This is a genomic window from Kitasatospora sp. NPDC048296, assembly GCF_043201815.1.
Classification (GTDB): domain Bacteria; phylum Actinomycetota; class Actinomycetes; order Streptomycetales; family Streptomycetaceae; genus Kitasatospora.
The window spans coordinates 58,189-79,375 of the sequence record NZ_JBICZB010000030.1; the positions used below are offsets into that span (position 1 = coordinate 58,189).

Annotated in this window: 17 protein-coding genes; 6 read left to right on the forward strand and 11 right to left on the reverse strand. The window is 71.0% G+C overall.

Features of this window, described 5'->3' with window-relative positions:
- Positions 1 to 269: 269 nt before the first annotated feature.
- Positions 270 to 1,013: a hypothetical protein gene (locus ACGF12_RS19590; protein WP_393031237.1), complete on the forward strand. Its 744-nt coding sequence runs from the start codon at positions 270 to 272 to the stop codon at positions 1,011 to 1,013.
- A gap of 88 nt (positions 1,014 to 1,101) precedes the next feature.
- On the opposite strand, the gene xerC is transcribed toward ACGF12_RS19590, so the two are convergent.
- The 6 genes from xerC to ACGF12_RS19620 all read right to left on the reverse strand — a co-directional run bounded on the left by xerC (position 1,102) and on the right by ACGF12_RS19620 (position 7,098).
- Positions 1,102 to 2,334 (reverse strand): tyrosine recombinase XerC, encoded by a 1,233-nt coding sequence (gene xerC, locus ACGF12_RS19595; RefSeq protein ID WP_393031240.1) that lies wholly within the window; start codon positions 2,332 to 2,334, stop codon positions 1,102 to 1,104.
- Between the two features lie 16 nt (positions 2,335 to 2,350).
- Positions 2,351 to 2,629, reverse strand: coding sequence for a helix-turn-helix transcriptional regulator (locus ACGF12_RS19600; protein ID WP_393031243.1), 279 nt, complete (start codon positions 2,627 to 2,629; stop codon positions 2,351 to 2,353).
- 85 nt (positions 2,630 to 2,714) lie between these two features.
- On the reverse strand, positions 2,715 to 3,359 hold the full coding sequence (locus ACGF12_RS19605; protein WP_393031246.1) for a helix-turn-helix transcriptional regulator: 645 nt from the start codon (positions 3,357 to 3,359) through the stop codon (positions 2,715 to 2,717).
- 159 nt (positions 3,360 to 3,518) lie between these two features.
- A complete protein-coding gene (locus tag ACGF12_RS19610) occupies positions 3,519 to 4,859 on the reverse strand; it encodes an NUDIX domain-containing protein (protein ID WP_393031249.1) in 1,341 nt (446 codons plus the stop codon).
- The gene (locus tag ACGF12_RS19615) at positions 4,856 to 6,775 is read right to left on the reverse strand and encodes an ABC transporter ATP-binding protein (protein ID WP_393031253.1); all 1,920 of its coding nucleotides are present in this window, start codon (positions 6,773 to 6,775) and stop codon (positions 4,856 to 4,858) included. The genes ACGF12_RS19610 and ACGF12_RS19615 overlap by 4 nt, the downstream gene beginning before the upstream one ends.
- Complete coding sequence (locus tag ACGF12_RS19620) at positions 6,772 to 7,098, reverse strand: MazG-like family protein (protein WP_393031256.1); 327 nt, start codon at positions 7,096 to 7,098, stop codon at positions 6,772 to 6,774. Before ACGF12_RS19620 ends, ACGF12_RS19615 begins: the two co-directional genes overlap by 4 nt.
- 331 nt (positions 7,099 to 7,429) lie before the next feature.
- Here ACGF12_RS19620 and ACGF12_RS19625 point away from each other — a divergent pair, with 331 nt between their 5' ends.
- The 5 genes from ACGF12_RS19625 (at position 7,430) to ACGF12_RS19645 (ending at position 14,388) form a co-directional block, all read left to right on the forward strand.
- Positions 7,430 to 7,954: an ATP-binding protein gene (locus ACGF12_RS19625; RefSeq protein WP_393031259.1), complete on the forward strand. Its 525-nt coding sequence runs from the start codon at positions 7,430 to 7,432 to the stop codon at positions 7,952 to 7,954.
- Positions 7,955 to 8,152: 198 nt separating this feature from the next.
- Entirely contained in the window at positions 8,153 to 9,004 is an 852-nt protein-coding gene (locus ACGF12_RS19630; protein WP_393031261.1) for a TnsA-like heteromeric transposase endonuclease subunit, read from the forward strand.
- The gene (locus tag ACGF12_RS19635) at positions 9,001 to 11,232 is read left to right on the forward strand and encodes a transposase (RefSeq protein WP_393031263.1); all 2,232 of its coding nucleotides are present in this window, start codon (positions 9,001 to 9,003) and stop codon (positions 11,230 to 11,232) included. The genes ACGF12_RS19630 and ACGF12_RS19635 overlap by 4 nt, the downstream gene beginning before the upstream one ends.
- On the forward strand, positions 11,229 to 12,497 hold the full coding sequence (locus tag ACGF12_RS19640; RefSeq protein WP_393031265.1) for an AAA family ATPase: 1,269 nt from the start codon (positions 11,229 to 11,231) through the stop codon (positions 12,495 to 12,497). The genes ACGF12_RS19635 and ACGF12_RS19640 overlap by 4 nt, the downstream gene beginning before the upstream one ends.
- 4 nt (positions 12,498 to 12,501) lie before the next feature.
- Positions 12,502 to 14,388, forward strand: coding sequence for a TniQ family protein (locus tag ACGF12_RS19645; protein ID WP_393031267.1), 1,887 nt, complete (start codon positions 12,502 to 12,504; stop codon positions 14,386 to 14,388).
- 116 nt (positions 14,389 to 14,504) lie between these two features.
- Here the strand turns inward: ACGF12_RS19645 and ACGF12_RS19650 are convergent, their stop codons facing one another.
- From ACGF12_RS19650 to ACGF12_RS19670, 5 genes are read right to left on the reverse strand one after another with little or no spacing between them, the layout of a single operon-like run.
- Positions 14,505 to 15,080 carry an exonuclease domain-containing protein gene (locus ACGF12_RS19650; protein WP_393031269.1) on the reverse strand — a complete coding sequence of 192 codons (576 nt, stop codon included), beginning with the start codon at positions 15,078 to 15,080 and terminating at the stop codon, positions 14,505 to 14,507.
- 7 nt (positions 15,081 to 15,087) lie between these two features.
- A complete protein-coding gene (locus ACGF12_RS19655; protein WP_393031271.1) occupies positions 15,088 to 16,167 on the reverse strand; it encodes a hypothetical protein in 1,080 nt (359 codons plus the stop codon).
- Position 16,168: 1 nt separating this feature from the next.
- A complete protein-coding gene (locus ACGF12_RS19660) occupies positions 16,169 to 16,957 on the reverse strand; it encodes a thiopeptide-type bacteriocin biosynthesis protein (protein ID WP_393031274.1) in 789 nt (262 codons plus the stop codon).
- 18 nt (positions 16,958 to 16,975) lie between these two features.
- On the reverse strand, positions 16,976 to 18,100 hold the full coding sequence (locus ACGF12_RS19665) for a lanthionine synthetase C family protein (RefSeq protein WP_393031277.1): 1,125 nt from the start codon (positions 18,098 to 18,100) through the stop codon (positions 16,976 to 16,978).
- Positions 18,097 to 21,132, reverse strand: coding sequence for a lantibiotic dehydratase (locus tag ACGF12_RS19670; protein ID WP_393031280.1), 3,036 nt, complete (start codon positions 21,130 to 21,132; stop codon positions 18,097 to 18,099). The genes ACGF12_RS19665 and ACGF12_RS19670 overlap by 4 nt, the downstream gene beginning before the upstream one ends.
- Positions 21,133 to 21,187 lie beyond the last annotated feature (55 nt).

Here is a 21,187-nt window from a genome sequence, read left to right on the forward strand (position 1 = left end):
TGGCGGGCGCCGCCGATCAAGGAGACTCCAGCCTTCCCACGTCCCCGCGCCGGCGCCAGGCCCTCGCTGCCGCAGCCGACGAACTCGTCCAACGAGGACTCGTGTCCCTACCCGTCACACCCTCAGGGTGGGACTACAGCGCGGAACCGCGCCTTCCCCGATGGGTTCAGCGTGTCAACACGTCCCCAGCGAAGCGAATGGGCCTGGGACCGCGAGCATGGGTGCCCGCGCTCGCGTTCGCGAACCACATCCGGCTCAGCAGAGCCGACATGGACCTCCTCGTACCGATCAACAACCAGATCCGTGACGACCCGAACGCCGAGATCATCCCGCTCTGCGAACGCGCCTACCAGCTCTACCACGACGAGAAGCGCCTGACGAAGATCGAAAAGAGCCACTTGGTGCAAGCAGGGCTGCTCAGCGTCACCGAACACCTCCGAGCCCGACCCACACCCGCCCCGCTGAGCATGTTCGAACTCGGGCCCGCCCCATGGATGCTCATCGTGGAGAACAGTGCCACCTTCACAAGCCTCCGGCAGATCCTCCGTACCTGGCCCGACCGATCCCAAACCGGCTGGCTCGCACACGGATCCGGCGACCAACTGGTCGCGTCACTCCCTACCGCAACCGAGGCCTTCGAAGAACGCGAGCACCCGGTGACCGACATCATGCTGTACGGCGACCTCGACATCGATGGCCTGCAGTGCGGTCAGCAAGCCAACGCCAAAGCGGGGATGGTGGGCTTGCCCCCAGTGGTACCGGCCTGTGCCTTGTATCGAGCACTCCTCGAAATGACCGCCAGGCTGCTCTCGCCGGTCGATCGGAACGCGCTCAGGGCCGTCCTGCCATGGCTGCCCATGCCCATCGCCTCCCGAGCAGGTGATCTCCTTGAAGCCGGCTTCGTTCTCCGCCAGGAAGCGCTCCCTTTACCGGAACTACGAAGGTGTTTGAACCCGGCAAGACCGCTGTTCAGCCAGCTGCGCGGACAGCTGTCAATGGGCCACGCGTCTTGACGGCCTGATCGGTGGCTGCCGGGATCGTGTGCGTGAAGCAGCCGTGTTGGCGGGCTCCCAGCGGATGGGGGCCCGCCAACACGGGTGTTCAGCGGACGACGTAGAGGCGCCGGGCGGGAGCGGTCGGCTCGGGATCTGCCGGAGCGGCTTCGCGGTCTGCGCTGAGATGGGCGCTGAGCTTATTGCCGGCCTCGATGAAGTCGGCGTGCGACGGGTGAAGGTACCGCTGGGTCGTCGTGATCTGCCCGTGTCCGGCGATTCGCTGGAGGACGTGAAGTCGTACTCCAGCGTCGGCGAGCCAGGTGAGGCCGGTGTGCCGCAGGCCGTGACGGCGAAGCCAGGCGTAGCCGAGCGCAGTGACGACCTCGTCCCAGTGGGTGGCGTCACGGAGCACGGCGGTGCTGATGCGGCCACCGCGAGGGCCGGTGAACAGTCGTGCCATCGGGTCGTTTCCGACGACGGTGAGCCGCCAGGTCACCATGCCGCGGATCTCTTCGATGATCGGGACGGTACGTCGGCGCTTGCCCTTCGTACCCTTGTCGGTCAGCCCTCCGGGGCCGGGCGTGGTCTGTCGCCGTAGGTCCCAGGTCCAGTCGAAGCGGTTGATGTCCCTGACCCGGACGCCGGAGACCTCGCCGATGCGCGCGCCGGTGCAGGCGGCGAATCGGACGACGTCGCCCCAGATCCGGTAGTTGCCGTGGGAGCGGGCGACGAGCGCCTCTGCAAGGGCGTCGAGGGTGTCCCAGTCGGGCAGGGCGAGGGCGCGTGGGTTGTCCAGCTCGTCCTCGTACTGCTTGTACAGGGACTGCCAGCCGGTCAGCCGGCAGGGGTTGAGGTCGATAAGGCCATCACGGCGGGCCTGTTCCATGATCCGGACAAGGGGGGCAAGGGTGTTCTTGACGGAGGACTTGCCGACCTCGTCAGAAATCCAGGCGTTCAGGGCCCGGTCGGTGATCCCGTTGGTCATCGACACCACCGGGACGTGGCCCATGGTGGGTACGACACGCAGCTTCCAACCGGCGCGGTAGGGGTCGAGGGTCTTCGGCTCCAGGCCACGCATGGCCAGGTCCCAGTTCTCGTCCCCGTAGTCCGCCAACGTCACGTTCGAGAGCGACGGAGCGATTCCGCGTTTGGCAGCCTTGCGCAGACGGTCGATCCAGTCCTTCGCCTCGTCTTCGGAGGCAACGGAGTTGGACAAGGACTTCCGTCCGCTGCCGTTGGGATCCCACCAGCGAACGCGCGCGCGGAACCGGAAGTCGGGACGGCGGTCCGCTCGGAACTCGATGTCGTCGGTCAGGTCGATCGCGATCGGAACGATCACGGGCGTGTCAGCCAAGCTACGCGGCCTCCGGTTCTGCGGGGACTATTCGTTGGGACAGGAGCCATGCCTGCGTGTCGGGGATGGAGTAGACGACGGTTCGGTTGGCGAGGCGTACGAACGGCGGGCCTTGAGGAGGCTTGGAGTTGCGCCAGCGGCGAAGGGTCGACGGATCGACCTTCAGAAGCGGCGCGAGTTCCTCGGCCGTGTACCAGCCGCTGTGGAGCAGGTCGACAGAAGCTGGCGTGGTCGCGTGGCTCGAAGGCTCCGCACCAGGGCCAACGAAGGCGGCGCTCACGCAGCACCTACCTTGCTGCGGGCTGCGTCGGGAATGAGCATGGGACGGTCCTCGGCGTGGTTCGGCTCGGCGCGGGAAGAGCGGGTCAGTTGTTGGTCGTCCGGGGTGTCATCGGATCCACGAAGTCGAGCTCATCTGGCAGCGGTGCCGGACAGAGACGGCGCGCGCGCATTCGTTCGCGGGTTTGCAGCAGGCGTTGGCAGTCTCCGTGTGCGATCCGCTCGAACTCGGAGGTCTGGCTGGAGAGTTCCTCGTAGCGATGTGATCCGATGGGGGACTTGCCTGCCTGTGCTCGACGGTCGCGGGCCGCTCGGGTGGAGATCAACGCTGTTCGGACGTCGACCTCATGTTCGCGGAACATCTCCAGGACGCCGCGAGGGCTTCCTTCGGGCTCTCCGCCCTCGGAGTCCTCGCCGGTGATCAGCTTTGCGGCATCCCATGCGGAGAGCCGCAGGTTGGGCAGCAGGTCGAGCTCCGGCCCGCCCAGGGGGATGATCAGCGAGACGAGCGGCAGGTCCAGCACGTGGGCAAAGGCGATAGCCTCCTCCAGCTTCAAGCTGCCTCGGCGGCCCGTCTCGATCTTGTTGATCCCGGTCGTGGGAATAGGAACTCCAAGATCGCCGCAGCGAGAGGCGACCTGGGCAGCGCTGAGACCCTTGCGGGCGCGGCCCTCTCGGATGGCTTCGCCAACACGGAGAGTGAGAGCGCTGGCCGTCGGTGCTTGCGTCATGAAAAGAAGCATAACTCAGTTGATCGCTTCTTTTCGAGCAAGTTCGGGTGAGTGTTCTCTCATGGAGAACACTCACCCAGCGGAAGGTTGCCCGAATAGAAGTGATCGGCGGCAAGGCTGAAGGTGGAGCCTTACCGCAGAAGCGTTCGGAGTGGGGGCTCAGGTCCCGATCAGGTCGAGGTAGTGGCGCAGGTACGGCGGTACCAGCCGGTCGGTCGCCTTGTCGAAGGGCACCCACTCGACGGCCTGACCTTCGTCGCCGAGCCGGATCGCCTCTGGGTCGCCGTCATAGACCGCGCGCAGCACCCGCGAGAGGGGGCCGACCCGCTCATGCCGGGGCCCCTCCAACGGGCGGACGTCGGTGACGGTGATGCCCGCCTCCTCCATCACCTCGCGCACCGCGGTCTCCTCGGACGTCTCGTCGCCCTCCCGCCAGCCCCCGATCGGGGTCCAGTGATTCGGCCAGGCGATGCCGTCCTTCTGGTCCCGGTGGTGCATCAGCAGGTGGCCGTGCCGGTTCGTCACGAAGGCGATGATGCCTTCGAAGTCCTGCTCGGGCGGGACCGGGCGCTGGAGGTAGAGCACTCGGCCGGCGCGGGCGGCGCGCAGCACCTGGAGGTCCTGCCGGTACTCCTGCGGCGTCAGGAAGTGGCGCCAGTGGTACTCGGTCTCGAAGCGCCACTCGCTGTGTTCGGCCGGGTCGAGCACGATGCGGGCCTGCTGCTCCTCGGTGAGGGTGCCGCCGTCGAAGACCCAGCCGATTGACGGCACAGGGCGGACGTGGTCGGCCTGCTGGTGGATGATGGCGATCAGCCGCTGTCGGCCGACCACGTCCGGGTTCTCGGCGAGCAGGTCGAGGCCGATCTCCTCGCGGCCCTCGCGCAGCGCGGTGTCGAACGGGGACGCCCCGACCTCGACGTTCCCGCCCGGCCAGTCCCACCGTGTCGTATCCACGGTGTTGCGCATGCCCAACACTCGACCCTGCTCGTCGCGGACCAGGAAGCAGGCCCACGCCATTGGCCGGTCGATCGTGGCCAGGTACTGGCTGGCGGGCTTCCATCCGGCGGCGAGGCGGTGGGTGAGCCAGCCGATCACCTCGCAGTAGCCGTCGCTGGTCGGCGGCAGCTCGCCCGGGCGGAACCAGCCGAAGGCGTCGTGCTCGGTGAGGCTCACGGCGGTGTCATCCGGGACGGTGCAGGTGAAGACGAACTGGCGGGTCAGACGGTCCCGGGTGTTGACGAAGTCCAGGGCCCGCGCGTACTCGATGTCGGCGCAGTGGATGCCGGTCTCCTCGGCCAGCTCCCGGATCGCCCCGTCCCTGGGGTCTTCGTCGTCGTTCAGCCCGCCGGCCGGGTAGTCCCACAGGCCGGGCAGGACGTCGTCCTGCTTGCGACGCAGCATCAGGACGCGCCCCTGCTGGTCGCGGACCACGGTTCCGGCCGCGAGCTTCTGGACGCCTTCGGCCAGGGCCTGTTCGGCGAGCAGCTTGTATGAGATCACGCGTTCTCCTGTTCGGTGGTGCGCTGTGCGGGGATGCCTGTGCGGTCGTTCTGGAGATCCCACAGCTCGCGGAACCGGCCGCCGGTGTCGGCGACCAGCTCGTCGAACGTCCCGCACTGGATGATCCGGCCGTGGTCCAGGACCACGATCCGGTCGGCGATGGCCACGTTCGTGAGCCGGTGCGTCACCAGCACCACCGCCCGGTCGGCCGCCAGTTCGCGCAGGTTGGTGAAGATCCGGTGCTCCGCGCGGGGGTCGAGGGCGGCGGTCGGCTCGTCCAGGACGAGGAGTCCGGCCTTGCGGTAGAAGGCGCGGGCGAGGGCGATGCGCTGCCACTGCCCGCCGGACAGCTCCTCGCCTCCCAGCCACTCCACCGCCAGCAGCGTCCGGAGGCCGGAGCGCAGTTCCGTCAGCACCTCGTCGGCGCCCGAAGCCCGCGCAGCGGCCCATAGTGCCTCGTCGCCGTCGCCGTGGGGCTGCCCGAGCGTGATGTTCTCCCGCGCCGACATCTGCCAGCGCGCGTAGTCCTGCGGGACGACCGCGACCTGCTTCCACATCGCGTGCGGGTCCATCATTCGGGTGTCGGCGCCGTCCCACTGCACTGTGCCGTTCCCGTCGGTGGGGGTGTAGAGGCCGGCGAGGCACTTGGCCAGGGTCGTCTTGCCGGAGCCGTTCTCGCCGACCAGGGCCAGGATCTCGCCCCGATCGACGTGCAGGGTCACGCCGGACAGGGCGGTGCGCTCGCTGGCCGGGTAGGCGTAGGTCAGCTCCTTGACCGTCACCTGCCGGGGCGGCTCTGGCTGGTGGGTGCCGGTGCGGAGGGCGAAGCCTCCGGCGGAGTCGAGGAAGTGGAAGAAGTCGTCGAGGTACATGCCGATGCGGAAGAGGTAGGCGCCGTAACCGACGATCCCCGCCAGGCTGTTGGAGACCGCGGTGAGGACCACGACGGCCGCCCCGCCGTGGGGCAGGCTCATCCGGCCGGTGACGACCAGCCACGCCATCGTGGCCCACACGATCCCGGCACCGAGCCCGGAGGCGAGCGCACCGATGACGGACACCTTCGCCGTCGCCGTGGCGGCCCGCTGGGCGTTGAGGTCCAGGCGCCGGCCGACCTCCCCGTACTTGACCATCAGGAAGTCGGCCAGGGTGTCGGAGCGGACCTGGTCGGCCTGGCCCTTGAGGCGGATGTACCAGCGCAGGTTCGCCATGATCCGCCGGTCGGCCATGGCGTCGCGGCTGGCCAGGTACTGCACCCGGGCCGCGCGGACCGAGGCGAGGCCCTGGGGGAGTGCGGCGAGGATCAGCAGCGGCAGCAGGAGCGGGTGCAGGTAGGCGATGACGGAGGCCGCGCCGATCAGCGAGCCGAGCGAGGACAGGAGGTTCTGCACCTCGCCCAGGATCTCGACGCAGCTCTCCGCACCCCGGTCGGCGGCCTCCAGGTCGTCGGAGAAGCCGGAGTGGTCGTAGGCGGTCAGTTCGGCGTTGAGGGCGGCGCGCAGCACCGTCGCCTCGGCCTCGCGGGCGATGCGCGGGGACAGGCGCACCGTGATGGTCTGGTTGACGATGCCGAGCAGGCGGCGCAGCCCGGCGGTGATGGCGACGATCGCGATGGACGGCAGTGCGGCCACCAGGCGGCTGGTCGTCGCGCCGGAGGCGAAGACGGCGCTGATGCCGTTGGCGGTGGCGAACAGGCCGGTGGCGCCGAGGATGGCGGACAGGATCTGGCAGGTGAGCAGGAGGGCGGCGGTGCGGGGCTCGATGCGCCAGGTCAGGGAGTAGGCGCGGGCGACGATCTGGGGCAGGCGGCGGGCCATCGCGGTGACGGTGATCTGCTGCGTCACCTCGACGCGGCGCTTGTCGCCGGTGAACTGGAGTTGCTCGGACTCGGCCGACTCGTCGGCAGCGGTGATGGTCAAGCGCGTGCCTCCCAGTTCTCGGCCTTGGCCCGGATGGTGCGAAGGTGCTCGGCGAGGAACGCGGCCGGGTCGCCGCCGAGCATGTGGAGCGTGACGAGCGCGGTGAGGGCGGTGTCGCACGCCTCGGCGCGCACGTCGTCCCAGGTGTGGGAGTGGCCCTTGTTCGGATTGATCCCGCGCGCTCCGATGACGGCCTGGGCGAGTTCGCCGGCCTCCTCCGAGACCTTGAGCGCTTGCAGGGTCAGGCGCTCCTCCAGAGGCCCCTCCCAGTGCGAATTCAGCTTATTGGCAACCAAGTTGGCGACGTGCAGCAGCTCTTCCATGAGGGTTGATCCTGCTCCCTGTTCGAATCCGCATCCAAGCGCCGGGAGGTTCCCGGCGGTTCTCGGCGAGCCCGGTCGTTTTCGATTCCGGCCGGGCTGCTCACCACAAGGTCGGGTCCTCCTTCGGCGGCTGGTTGAGGCCGGAATTGATAGTTGGCCTCTGGAATCACTAGTTGGCCCTTGCGGGTTCTGGCTACACCGGGTAGTTGCGACTTTTCGAGCTAGGTGACACCCGATCTCAGTGGTTGACACCGTCGCAGGCAGCGCCGAAGCCGTACCGGATTTCTGCTATGCCCGTTCCTGTGACCCGCGGGCCGTTAGTGTCGAACCCATGATCGTATGGCTCAACGGCACTCACGGTGCAGGCAAGACGACGACCAGTGCACTCGTGCAGCAGCTGATCCCCGACTCCCGGGTGTTCGACGCCGAGAAGGTTGGCGAGACACTCATGGACATCACACCGGGGCTGCCCGGGACGGACAACTTCCAGCACTGGCCGCCGTGGCGGCCACTCGTAGTTGAGACCGCCCGCCACGTGCTCGCCTACACCGGCGGGACTCTGGTGATGCCGATGACTGTCCTGGTCGAGCAGTACTGGCGCGAGATCAGCACGGGCCTCGCCCAACACGCCATTCCGGTGCGGCACTTCGTTCTCCATGCCGATCAGGAGACCCTCCGCGGGCGCATCGCAGGGGACACTGTTGTTGGTCCCAATTCCTGGTTCCGCCTCAAATACCTTGAACCCTACGCCGAGGCGGCCCGCACCTGGTTGCACGCCGAGGCCGAGGTCGTCGACACCACGCACCTCACGCCCGCCCAGGCCGCCCTGCAGATCGCAGAGGCCGTCAGGAGTTGAGGTCCGCCCGCCACGCGAAACAGGCGGGCCAGCTCGGCCCAGTACCGCAGTGCCATCCCCGCGCTGGCCGCCATCCTCCTGATCTCGGCGGTCAGGTTGCCCGCCACGCTCCGGCCTCCGCTTCGTGATCTTCACTTGACCGGGTGAACATCACCCCGCCTGGCTACCCGCGGGCGCCGAGGGTGCTGGGGTTGGCGCATGAGTTTCCGGACCGGACCCGCCATCCGCTCGGACGCATGCGATCTCACTGCGCTGATCAGCACGTTCACCGGTGACGGCAATCACCGCCCGCACCTGGTGCTCGATGCGTCCTGGCCGAGTCACTGGTCGACGACCTGGCTGTTCGACGGCGGCCAGGTGGTCTGGCCGGTCAGGGATCTGGAGTCGGTGCCGGTGCTTGACTCGCAGCCGGTTCGCCGGTTCACCTGGCGGGCCCGGCAGCGGCACCGGCCTGGGCTGGAGCCTATGGTTTCCACCGGCCGCCAGCACGGGTTCGAGTCGCTGGAGGAACGGGACCTGCTGCGGGCGCTGGACTTCCTGCGGGCCCGGGAGGTGCTGCCGCAGCCGTTCCGCCTGGACTTCGAGCACACCGGCGGCCGCTCGGCGCACATCCCGGACTTCCTCGCGCTGATGCGCGATGGCGTCTGGCTCTTCGACGTCCGCCCCGCCGCTCTGGTCCGTGACGAGGACGCGCGGAAGTTCGCCGCGACGCGGGAGGTCGCGACGGCGGCCGGCTGGCACTACATCGTGGTCACCGGCTGGCGCCCGCACGTGGTGGGGGTGCTGGACGCGTTGTCGGCTCGGCGCCGGCCGCGCAAGGACCCGCTCGGCCTGCACGGTGAGTTGCTGGACGCCGTCACCGAGGGGCCGTTGCGGTTCAGGGAGTTGGTGGAGTCGACGGCCTGGCCGGAGCTGGCACGGGCTGAGGCGGTCCATCTGCTCTGGCACCGCCGGCTCGGTGTCGATCTGGGCGCCCCGCTCGGTGATCGGTCCTCGGTCTGGCTCGCCAGGCAGCATCCGGTGATTCCGTCGCAGGGGCGGCGGTCGTGAGCCGCGGCGTCCTGGTCCTGGCGCCCGGGGTCCAGCTTGAGCTCGGCGGCGTCCGTTACACGGTTGAGGAACTGGAACCGCATCTGGGCCGGGTGGTTCTGGCCGATGCCGACGGCGAGCTGAGCCGGCGGTCGTTGCGCTGGCTGGCGAACCACCCCGGCATCCGTCCGCTTCCCGCCCCCGACCATCCGACCCGAGTGGGCGGCGACCGGCGGGGCGCGTCGCTCTCCGACCTGACACCCGGCCAGGTGCGGCGGGCCCGGATCCGGGCCGAACACGTGCTGGAGACCCAGACAGGGTTCCGGGCCGGCCATCCGGAACGGGCCCTGCCGGGCGAGCCGAGGCCGGGCTTCGACCCGGTGACGACCACCCTTGGCGAGCGTCGCCGGGCCAAGGCCGCCGAACTGCGGGCGATGCCGGCCGTCGAGGCGGAGGCGCTGGGGCTGCGTTTCATGAGTGTGCGGACGCTGAAGCGTCTGGCCCGCAGCGAGGGCGAGGATCTGGTGCTGGCCTGCGCGGACGGCCGCTGGCTCCGCGCGGGCGGGGGCCGCCCCAGCATCACTCCGGAGATCCGGGAGGGGATCTACGCAGTGAGGGAGGAGTGCATTCGTCGCTCGCGGATGTCCATGGCCGCCCGGCACCGGCTGCTGCACCAGTACGTCCGGGAGGTGTTCCCGGACTTCCCGGCCGAGGATGTTCCGTGCTGCAAAACGCTGGCGGCGGTCTGGCGGGAGTGGTTCGGCCCGGACGGTTCGCGTCAGCGCTACGTCCGCACCGCTGAGATCGCGCAGGCCGGGCGGCGGGTGGTGGTCCACCGGCCAGGGCAGGTGGTCGCGCTGGACTCGACGCCGTTGCCGGTGAAGGTCCGCGAGCAGGTGTTCGGGGAGCCGGTGTCGGCGGTAATGTCGCTGGCACTGGACCTCTACACGCACTCGATCGTGGCGTTCCGGCTCACGCTGGTGTCGGACACGTCGGTGGACATCGCGATGCTGCTGCGGGACGTGGTGATGCCGCTGCCGATGCGTGAGGGCTGGGGCGAGGACATGGAGTGGCCCTACCCCGGCGCTCCGGCCACGCTGGTCGCCCAGTTCGCCGGGCACAGGGTCGCCGCGCTGCCGTTCTTCGCGCCGGAGACGGTCACCACCGACCATGGCGGCCCCTACAAGAGCCACCAGATCGTCGCCGCCGAGCGGGCGCTGGGCTGCACGATCCTGCCGGCGCGCACGCTGCGGGCCCACGACAAGTTCGCCGTCGAGCGGGCGTTCTCCTCGATCAAGACGCTGCTGCTGGAGCACTTGCTGGGCTTCACCGGAACGGATGTCGCCGACCGGGGCGCTGACCCCGAGGCGGATGCGGTGCTGACGCTAACTCAGGTCGAACATGTGGTCGCCACCTGGGTGGTGAAGGTCTGGCAGAACCGGGAGTTGGGCGAGTACGCGCCGGCCTGGGCGCCGGATGGGCCCCACAGTCCGAACTCGCTGTTCGCGGCATCAACACGGCAGGGCGGCCTGGACCTGGAGATCCCGGGGCCGGAGCTCTACTACAAGCTCCTGCGGCCCCACCACGTGAAGATCCACGCGGGCCGCGGGGTGAAGATCCTCGGGCTCTTCTACTACGCCGACGTCTTGGACGAGGACCGCTTCCACGGCCGGTCGTCACGGGGCGGCCGGCACAAGGGCAAGTGGGTCATCCGCTCCGACCGCCGCGACCGCCGCACCGTGTTCTTCCAGGACCCCGACGATCCCGAACGCTGGCACGTCCTGCGCTGGACCGGCCTGCCTCCCGAGGGCGAGGTCCCGGCGTTCTCGGACATCAACGTCGACGCCCTGCTCGGCGAGGTCCGCCGGGCCGGGCTGAAACCGCGCTCGGACGAGGAACTGCTGCCGGTCCTCCTGGACATCCTCGGCTCGGCGATTCCGGTCAGCCAGTGGCCCTCCCAGATGGGCAAGCGGGAGAAGACCGCCCGCTCGCGCCGGGCCGCCGACGCCGCGCAAGCCGCAGCCGACCAGCCCTCCACGTCAGAGGGCCCGGCGGCCGAAGTGGTCGCCTGGCCCGTCGAGGCCGCTGGCATCGCGAAGGCGGTCGATGCGGAACGACGCCGGCTACGCGAGGTGTCGTCGGTCCGTCGCCCGGTCCCGCCGCCGCGGCTGGGCGACAGCCTGCGCCGGCGCAACCTCTTCCTCATTCCGCCCGACGACGCCCCCGCACCGCTTGAGGACCACGCATGACCGATGCCGCACCGACCCACCCGCTCGCCGGGATCCTCGGCGGCAAGCCTCCCCGCCGGGACACCTACGAGGGCTGGCAGTACTACTGCCGGTCCCGCCGGTCCTTCGTCCCAGCGCCCCGACTGTCCCTGGAGCAGTGGCAGGCGATGAGCGATCGCGACAAGGCGCTCCACAACCTGCACCGCACGGCGACGCACGTCAACATGCCGCTGCAGGAGACACCGATGGCGAAGAGAGTCGCCTCTCTCGTCGACCGGCGCATCCGGGGCAACGCCATGCGGCTCACGTCCGCGACCTGGCCCGGGGTGATGGTCTTCGGCCTCGGTTACCAGGGAAAGACTGAGACCGTCTGCGACATCGCCGCCGAGTTCGAGGTCACCTTCCGGGAAGCGGGCGACCAGATCAATCCGCATGCGATGCCCGGAACGCGAGCGCTTCACGCCCCTGTCGTCTATGTCCAGACGCCGGTCACTGCGACGCCGAAGAGCACCTGCCAGGCGATCCTCGACTTCTTCGGCGCCCACACGAAGGGCCTGACCCTTCCCCAGCTCGTCCAGCAGGTCGCGGCCTCGCTCGACGACCATGGGGTCCGCGCGTTGATTCTGGATGACATTACGAGACTCCGCATGCACCGGGCCGACGACCAGGACGTTCTCGACCTGATCCGGGCGTTCATGAGCATGAACGTCACCCTCGTCCTGATCGGTGCCGACATCCCAGGTTCTGGCCTGCTGCGGAAGGCGAGGTGGGACTCCCGAGCCCGCCAATGGGTGTTCCCGCCCTCGGCGAGCACCCGCGTCCACGGGCTGGAGGTGACCCAGACCGAGCGCCGTTTCGACCTCGTCGAACTCGGGACCTTCGAATACACCACCCCGGAAGGCATCGAGGTATTCCGGGACCACCTCGCCGGTCTGGAGGACGGCCTGCGACTGTTCAACGCCTGGCCGGGGATGCTCACCGGGGGCACCATGCCCGAATACCTGATGCGCCGCACCAACGGCGTCATCGGCCTGCTCGCGCGGCTCATCGAGGACGGCGCCATGGAAGCCATCGCCAGCGAGAAGGAGTTCTTGGACGAGGAACTTCTCGACACGATCACCATCAGCCTCGACGCGCTGGGCCGCGATCCCGGAGCCGGGGAGATCCCCATCGTTCCGGATCTCTCCTCTTCCCAGGAGAAGAAGCCTCCGACCCGACGGCAGAAGCGCCCGCGCAACACCGTCTTCGACGACGCCGGCCCCAGGGCAGCCGCGGGCGGGGCCTGAGCCGATGGTTCCTGGCCGTGACGCACACCCTCCGCTGCCAAGGAGCCTGGCCCCGCTGCCCGGCGAGGGCTTGCCCGGATTCGTCCTGAGACTCGCTCATCACCTCGATCTGACCCCGACCCAGGTGGTCAGGCGAACGGGGCTCGCATCCGAGGACCGGGGCCAGGCCCCGATTCGGCACCTGTTCATGCTCGAAGCGAACGTCCGGGCAGCGTTCGCCCGCTCGACCCGGCTGACCGAGGACGAGTCCGACCGGCTGACCCTCCGCTCCTGGAGCAGCCACTACCCGCCCGTCGCTGATGTCTTGGGCCAGCCCGGTCAAGTGCTGCGGCTTCGGAAGGTGATCACCGACTGGATGCTGCTGTCGTTCAGCCGCTACTGCCCGGAGTGCCTCGCCGGCGACGGGAGCCGGATCCAGCAACTGCACGGCGGACCCTGGAAATTGTCCTGGCGCCTGCCTGTGATCTTCGCCTGTCTGGAACACAACCGCATGCTCGTCGACACTTGCCCACACTGTCGGCGGCCGGCCCAGGCCGGATCATGGGCAAAGAGCCCCCAGCTTGTTCCCCTCCCGGGCCTTGGCCACCTTCACCCCGCGCGCTGCCGCAACCGGGTCTCAGCCGGGCCTCAGGGCGCGGTCTGCGGCCACCCGCTGGACGATCTCGCGGCCAGCCCCGCAATACAGCTCGCTCCGGACCTCGCTGACCTTCAACGCAGGCTCCAGGCGATGCTGGAACCCGGCCACTACCCCTCGACGGCATTCTCGCGCTTCTCGGACCTTCGAGTCGCTGTCGCTCTCATCACCGCAGCCCGGCAGCCGCCAGACCCATCCGGGCCACCCAGCGGCGCCATCTCGCAGCTCATGGACGAGTACAGACGCGGTGTTCACGGGCCCTGGCCCGGACGGACACAGCCACGCTGGGGCGCTCTGCCCACCGCCAGCACGGCCTCCGCAGAAGTACTCAGCCTCGCCGACCGGCTCGTCCGCCTGCCGAGAACTGCGTTCCGGGCCGAAATCCACAACCTCTCAGGACGCGCCCCGCGCTACGACGCATCCGCCTGGAGCCAGACCTGGGACATCCTGAGGACCAGGTGTTCACCGCTCTTCAGGCACGACGTCGAGCAGTGCTGCCAAAAGATCTTCGTGCCTACGCATATCTCGCACACCGGCCCGCTAGTCATCCCGGTGCGCGAACGCGGCTACCTGCCTGAGCACATCCCTCAGCGTCCGCCGGGCAGTTGGCTCACGGTCCTGGCAGAGAACGGGGCACCTCCAGGGCACCTGCGAAAGCCCGTCCAGTTCCGCCGAGTCGTGGCAGTCCAACTGGTCCAGGCCGCTGCGGGCTGTTCCGTCGACGCAGCATCCGAGCTGCTGGGCATTCCCCATAGCTGGGACCGCTCGGGCCCCGGCGCGCTCATGCGTCAGAACCTCCATCCGAGCCAGAACAGCGCCCATCCGCTGTTGAGCGCGGATATTGCCGAGGCCTTCGAAGCCCTCACCCTGCACATCGCCCGAGAACCCGTCAACTACTACCAGCGCCGCCAGAACCTCGCCTTCTGGCACCTTCGGCACTCCGACTGGGACACCATCACCCAACAGCTGGGCCGGATGCTCGGTCAAGGCCGGCGGACAAGCTCCGACGAGCTACTCCGGGAGTGCGCCTCCGCCTACATCTGGGCCGCCGTCACCGGCAGCGAATGGCAGCTCGCACCCTCGTTCCGAGCGCCGTTGTCTGCCTTCCACCGCCGAGTCGGGCCCGGGACACCCGAGCTCCGGATTCTGCACCACATCCATCACGCCACAGACCACAGGCTACGGACGGTCCTCGACGACCGGGTTCGGGCCCTGATCGGCAGCGCAGATCGCGAACCGGGCGACTACTCTCCGTGACTTTATGCGACTCGCTCAGGCCAACTATCGGTTCCGAACTGGGCCAACTATCGATTCCTGCACGATCCTCCACCAGCACCGATCGACGGATCAGGGGCCAACAACCGATTCCGGTCTCACTGGTGGCCCGGCAGGCCGGGCGGGACGGCCGCGGCGACCAGGGCGGTCCAGGAGACGTAGTGCCCGGCGAGGTGGAGCAGCAGCAGCGCGGCGGCGTGGGCGTCGTAGGCGGCCCGGTGGCGCTGGCCCGGGACGGCCGACAGGTCGATGCCGGTGTGCTTGATCAGCGCGTCGAGGCCGTGCCCGCGAGCGTGCGGGTAGGTCGCGCGGGCCAGGCGCAGGGTGTCCAGCACCCCGGCCGGCTGCCACCCCGGCAGGTGCCGCAGCAGTACGCCGTGGTCGACGTGGGCGTTGTGCGCCGCGATCCACGCGCCCTCCAGGTCGGCGCGCACCTGGCCGCCGATCTGAGCCCAGGGCGGGGCGGAGGCGACGGCCTGGTTCGTGATGCCGTGCACCTCCACGGCGAGCTGGGTGATCGGACGCGGTGGGCGGACCAGGGTGGAGCGGGCGGCGGAGGAGTCCGGACGGCCGTTGTCCACCGGGATGGCGGCGACCTCGACCAGGTCCGGCGGCTGGGCGCCGTTGCCCTCCACGTCCACGACGAAGACCCGGGGCCAGGTGTTGTAATCCATGCGTTCCCTATCGGCTGGCAGCCAGGCTGCGGGTGAGCGCCGAGGCACTGCGGTTGAGGGCGGCGGCGAAGGTGTCGTGCAGGTCGGCCGGTAGCTCCCGCCGGTCCAGGCCGCAGGCGGTCTCGGTCTCGGTCAGCTGCTGCTGCTCGGCGCAGGTGAGGGCGGCGGCGCTGGCCGGGTGGGCGAGGACGTCGCGGGCCGCGTAGCCGTCGCCGTGCTCCAGCGTCCGGGCGATCAGGAACCGGGCGGTGCGCCGGGCTCGGTCGGTTCCGCCTGCGGTGTCGAGGAGCGCGAGGCCGAGCCGGGTGTTGAACACCGCGTTCTGCGGGTCCACCGCGTGCTGCTCGTAGGAGTCCAGCATCTCGGCCGGGTCGGTGACGGGGCGGCACAGGGCAGTCAGGCAGGCGGTGACGGTGGCTTCCCAGGGATCGCCGGGCAGAGTGGTGGCCAGGAGCGCGAGCGCGGCGGCGGTGTCGCCTCCGGTGGCTGCGGCGAGCACGGCGATCTGGCGGCCCTCGAACATGCGCCGTCCGATCGCCTTGGGCCGCTCCAGGTGGGCGTGGGCCTCCTTCCAGCGCCCGGCGCGGGCCAGGGCGCGGGAGCCGTCGACCAGGAACGTGCCGCGCACCCACTGCACGACCTCCTGGTGGTCCCGGTCGTTGGCGGTCAGGGCGGTGACGGGCACGGCGATGCCCGCCACGGTGGCGTCGGTGCGGGTGGCGACGGCTTCGTGGAGCGCCCGCAGCACCTCGAACGCCTGGTCCGCGTCGCCTTCGCGGATCAGGAGGTTGACGACGTTGACGATCGGCGCGAGGGAGTGGCAGGCGTCCTTGGCGACCAGCGGCGTGGCCTCGTAGAAGAGCCGGGCGTGGTCGGCGCACAGGCGGCGGGCGAGGTCGGGCAGGCCGAGGTCGGCGGCGATGAGGGCGGCGAGGTTGTGGACGGCGGAGGCGCCGGTCGCGTCGCCGGTCTCATCGGCCTTGCGGGCCTGCTCGTCCAGGCGCTGTATCCGGACCGGCAGCGGCGGGCACGGCGGCCGGTGCCGGGGCGCGAGGGGGAACCGCGAGGCGATCGAGAGCAGGTCCATGTCACTCCTTGCCGAACACGAGGCCGCTGGCAGTGGACGCGATGGCACCCTGCACGGCGGGCGTCAGGCCCATCCGGTTGAAGTGGAAGAGCACGTGGTACGCGCAGACCGCGCGAAGCCCCCGGGTCAACTGCCCGCCGTGGGCCAGACGCACCAGGCGTCGGCCGGCTTGCGTGTGCACGTCGAGCCACGGTGCTGCGAAGGCCAGCGCGCCGCCGGCCAGAGCGCTGTCCGGCCCGGTATCGACGCTCACCAGCCGCTCCAGAGCCGGGCCCAGCCGGGCCAGCTGCTCCGGACTTGCCTCGGCCTTCCGGTGGGCCGCGACCTGGGCCCAGACATCGCCCTGCTCGTACCACTCCTGCCCCGCGCCCCGAAGCAGGGCGGTCACCAGGATGATCGCCAGCTCGCGCCGCCGGTCCCGCCCACTGGGGGCGGCGAGGTGGTCGAGCACCTGGCGGCTGTCCTCGTGGAAGAACCGGTGCGCGGCCTGCATCCCGGACCCGCCTCCGAAGGCATGGACCTCGGGCTCGTAGACGACTTGCGTCCAGCCGCTCACCCGGCTGTCGGCGAGGGCATCGGTGAGCGCGCCGGTGACCTTGTCCGGGTCGACGCCCTCGGGAACCTGGTAGCGCACCCGCCACACGTCGCCCTTGCGGACGAAGTGCCAGCTCTTCAGGTGCCCGCCGACCTCGGCATCGAACAGTGCCGGGCGCAGGCGGGCGAGCGCCGCCGGCTCGGCGACGTCCTGGCCGGTGAAGTGGACGTGCAGCTGGAGCATCGTTGTCGTCACGGCGTCTTCTCCCTTCGGTCAGTTGAGGAGCAGGCAGGAGTCCCAGCCGGACAGCGCCGCGTCGGTGGCGGCGGTGCTGCGGGCCAGGGCAGCGCCGGTGGTCCCGTCGAGCAGGCCCGCCTGCCCCTCGTCCGAGGCAGGGAGCAGGGCGGCGAGCGCGTCCAGGTGCCCGGCGAAGGCCGCGTGGGTGCTGTCCTGGGCGATGCGCCACACGGTCTGGTAGAGCCCGGCCGCGCCGTGGCACAGCCCGCCGTCGTCAGGCAGCCGGCCGATCTGCTCCGGGTCGGCGAGGCAGCCGAGCACCGCCGCCTCGGCGAGCTGCCGGCGGCCGGGGTCGGCGAGCGCAAGGCCCGCGAGCTGCTGCGCCCGGGCGAGGCCGGGGGTGCCGTAGCACCACGACGGGCGCAGCGGTCCGTCTTGGCGGGTGCGGCGGGCCGCTTCTTCGGAGCGGGTGACGACCTCGGGCCACCACGGTCCGATGGGTCCGTCCTGGCGCCAGGCGTCGAGCCAGGCCAGGATCCGGCGCATCGCCACCGGCTGGCCGAGCACCGTGACGCCGTGGCGGGCGGTGAGCGCCAGCAGGGCCAGGGGGCCGCTGATGCCGTGGGCCAGCCCGAGGTTCCCGTGCCCGTCCGGGTACTGCGGCGAGCGGACGCCGGACGGGGCGAGATGGGTCCACCAGCCGGGCAGGCCGTTGGGCAGCGGGTCGGTCAGCCGCACCAGGTAGGCGAGGATCTCCTCCAGCAGCTCGCCGCCGTGGTGATGGCGCAGCAGGTGCGCGCCGATCCCGGTCAGCCCGTACAGCAGGTCGAACTCCGCGAACTCCGGGGTGAGGCCGCGGTCGATGCGGGTGTGCGCGGCGGCGAGCCGGGCGCGGGCTGTCGTCTCCACCGCCTCGTCCAGAGCCCGGAGGGCCCGCTGGTAGCGGCCGGGCCCGATCGTCGCGCTGTGGACGGCGTACGCGGCGGCGGGCGCCCCGTAGAACAGGCCCATCCCGGGCCCCGTGCTGACGCCCCCGTGCAGCGCCTCGGCCAGGAGGGCGTGGACGCTCTTCCAGCTCCCCCGCCCGGCGGCGGCCCGCTCGATGCTCAGCAGCGCCCGGCCCGCCGCGCCCTTGGCCAGGGACTGGGCGGCCCGGTTCACCGCGCGGCCTTCGCCGTGTAGGAGAACGCGGCTGCGCGCGCCAGGCGATGGCACAGCCGCTCGCGGTCCCGGTCGATCCCGAGGGCCCGCACGTGGTGCATGTGCAGCAGGGACAGCAGCACCTCGTCGTCGTCCGGGTCGGTGGCGGTGAGCTGGTCGCGGTAGGTGGCCAGCACTGCATCACGCTGGGCCCAGGCGTCGGCGACGTCGGCTCCGGCCGGGGTCTCGCGCAGGGTCGCCCGGTCGTGGCCGGGGTCGGCGAGGCGGACGGCCTGTTGGTGCACCTCGCGCGGGACCGGGGTCGGCGAGCCCGCCGGGATGGTGGAGGTCAGCCAGCGCATCCCGGCGTCGGCGCCGCCGTGGAAGCCGGTGGCCATGGCCGCCATCCCGGCGGCGGTGACCGCTCGCGGGTCGAGTCCGGAGGCGGCGGTCAGGCGCAGCTGGGCGACGGCGGCACGGGAGTCGGCGGCGAACACCGCCTCGGCGGCGGCCAGGGCCGGGCCGTGGCCGTAGCGGCCGGCCTCGGGCTGGTAGGTGTCCAGCTGGAGGTGGGTGATCAGGCCCAGGTCGCGCAGCCGGGCGGCCCAGGCCCCGAGGTGCAGGGCGGCCGGGCCGTAGGCGGCGGTGTCCGGCAGGGGCAGGCGCAGCCGCAGGTGCGGGTCGGGGTCCGTGTAGCGCAGGAACCACAGCGGGGGCGCGGTGTCGAACGCGGCGAGCAGCACGGGCAGGTGGGCGGTCAGGATCTCGGTGTGCCGGTGGGGGTGGCCGTAGACCTTCGCGGACAGGTAGGCGGCGGCACCGGGCAGGTGGCCTCGGGTGCGCAGCAGCCCCGGGCGGCGGCGGGCAGTGGGGACGGGCCGGAGGGTGCTGGCCAGCGGCATCGTGATCTCGTGCGGGCGGCCGTCGATCCAGCCGAACGCCTCGTCGGCGGGTGCCTCGGTCAGCTCGGCCGCCGGGTGGTCGGCCAGGTGATCGCGCAGCAGGACCAAGTGGGCGCTCTCGCTCAGGTCCAGGCGAAGGCGCAGGTCGTGCTGGGTGAGGAACACCCGGTCCGGGGCGCGGTAGAGCGTCAGCCACCGGTCGGCCGCCTCGCGCCACTTCGGCCACGGGGCGGTGGCCGGCGGCAGCTCGGCGGCGGCCAGGCGCCAGCGGGCCGGGGCCAGGACGGTGCGGCGGTAGCGGACCCGGGGCAGGAACGGCAGCTGGGCGGCGGCGCCCCAGTCGAAGCCGGTGTAGGTCGGGGTGTGGGCGGTGGTGATCTCGCACAGGAACCGGGCGAGGGGCTGGGTGTTGTTGCGGAACTCGACCGCGCTCATCACCCGAGCCTCGACCGGGCGGCCGGTGGACAGGGAGACCAGCCACATGCGCTCGTGGTCGCCGCACACCGCCAGGTCGCGCAGGTCCAGCACCTCGGGTCCGGCGGGGTCCGGGTGTTCGGCCAGGGGCAGAAGCAGGGGGAGGACGGCGGGGGCGCGGCCGACGTTCTGGACCCGGGTGTGCAGGGGCGGGGCGGACAGCTGAACGGGGATCGCTTCGGCGGCGAGGGTCGGCAGGGCGGCGTACGCGGCGATCATGCGGTCGCGGTCGTCGGCGCCGAGCAGGGGTATGAACCGGCCGGCGGTGGTCCCGGCCGCGCGCGGGGTTCCGGTGACGGTGAGGGTGAAGTCACCGCTGTCCAGGCGGGCCCGGGTCGGCGCGGTGATGGTGAACGTCAGCTCGGCGTGGGGCTGGGCATGGTGGCCGGCGGGCACGCGGGCGAGGTCGGTGACGGCCCGCTCGTCCAGGACGGTTTCGGTGCGCCCCTCGACGGCCGCGGCCTGGGCCAGGGCGAGGAGCCGGGCGTCGCGGCCGGTCAGGGCCGGGCGGGGGATCTCGTGCAGGGTCTCGCGGTAGCGGGCGGGGAAGCCGATCCCGCCGTCCGGGTTGGTGATCTCCAGGACGGGCACGACCGCGCCGGTGCCGTACCGGTTCAGGTAGCGGTCCCGGTAGTCCCGCCACACCGGGTTCCCGTCCGGCTGCGGGGTGAGGCGGGTCAGCACGGTCACCGCGGCCTCGGCCTCGGCCGCAACCTGGCGGGGCAGCGTGAGGGCGGCGTCCAGCCGCAGATCCAGCATCACCGGCTTCTCGCAGGCCAGGGCCTTCGTCATCGCCTGCGCGAGGCGCTGGCGTTGCTCGCGCCGCTCGCCCGGTTTCTCGGCGCGGTTGTGGCGCTGCAGCACCTCGTGGGTCTCGCGCAGCAACTGGAGCAGCGGGGCGACGGTGGGCACGGTGTCGGCTTGGGCCTGGTCGAGGACCGCGAGGACGTGGGCGAGCGGGTCGGTGGCCGTCATCGGCGGCTGAAGGGCGGTCAGCAGGACCCGCTGGGCGACCAGCGAGGACAGCAGGCCCCGTACGGAGCCGGGCGCGGCGGTCGGGAATTCGGCGGTGAGCTGCCGGGCCAGCACAGCGACGCGCACCGGGGCGGCGGCGGTGCCGAGCACCGCTTCGACGGGCCGGGTGCGCCGCACGGCCACCTCGACCGGATCGCCTCCGGGCGTCGGGCTGGCCTGCCACGGCACCACCAGGCGGTCCCCCCGGTTGAAGCAGAGCGGGTTCGCCACGGCGGTCAGGCGGCCGAGCAGGACGGCGTCGGCCTCCAGGGCGGCGACGGCGGCCGACAGCCACGCCGCGTCCGGCCTCGCCAGGGCTTGGTGCGCGCCGCCGAGGGACAGGGCGAGCCGGTCCCCGATCCGGGCCGGGGCGATCCCGGCGAACAGGCCGAACGGCGTCGCCCTCCCACTGGCACGCAGCGCGTAGCGCAGGACCGACACCGTCAGGCGCCGCAACTGCCTGTCCGGCGGGGTCTGTCCGGCGGCCACCGCCCGGACCCGGTCGGCCACGACCGGGCTCGCCACCGTCACCGCCTCGGCGAACTCCTCGTTCGACCAGACCTGGTGCAGCCAGGCCCGCCACTGCCCGGCGTCCCCGCCGGCCAGGTCCGGCCACTCCTGCTTGACCGGTATGGCCGCCGCCCTGAGCAGGACTGCATCCACGGCGCGGTACAACGCTCATCACCCCCACGAGAGACGGAGAAAGGGCCCGGCGGGC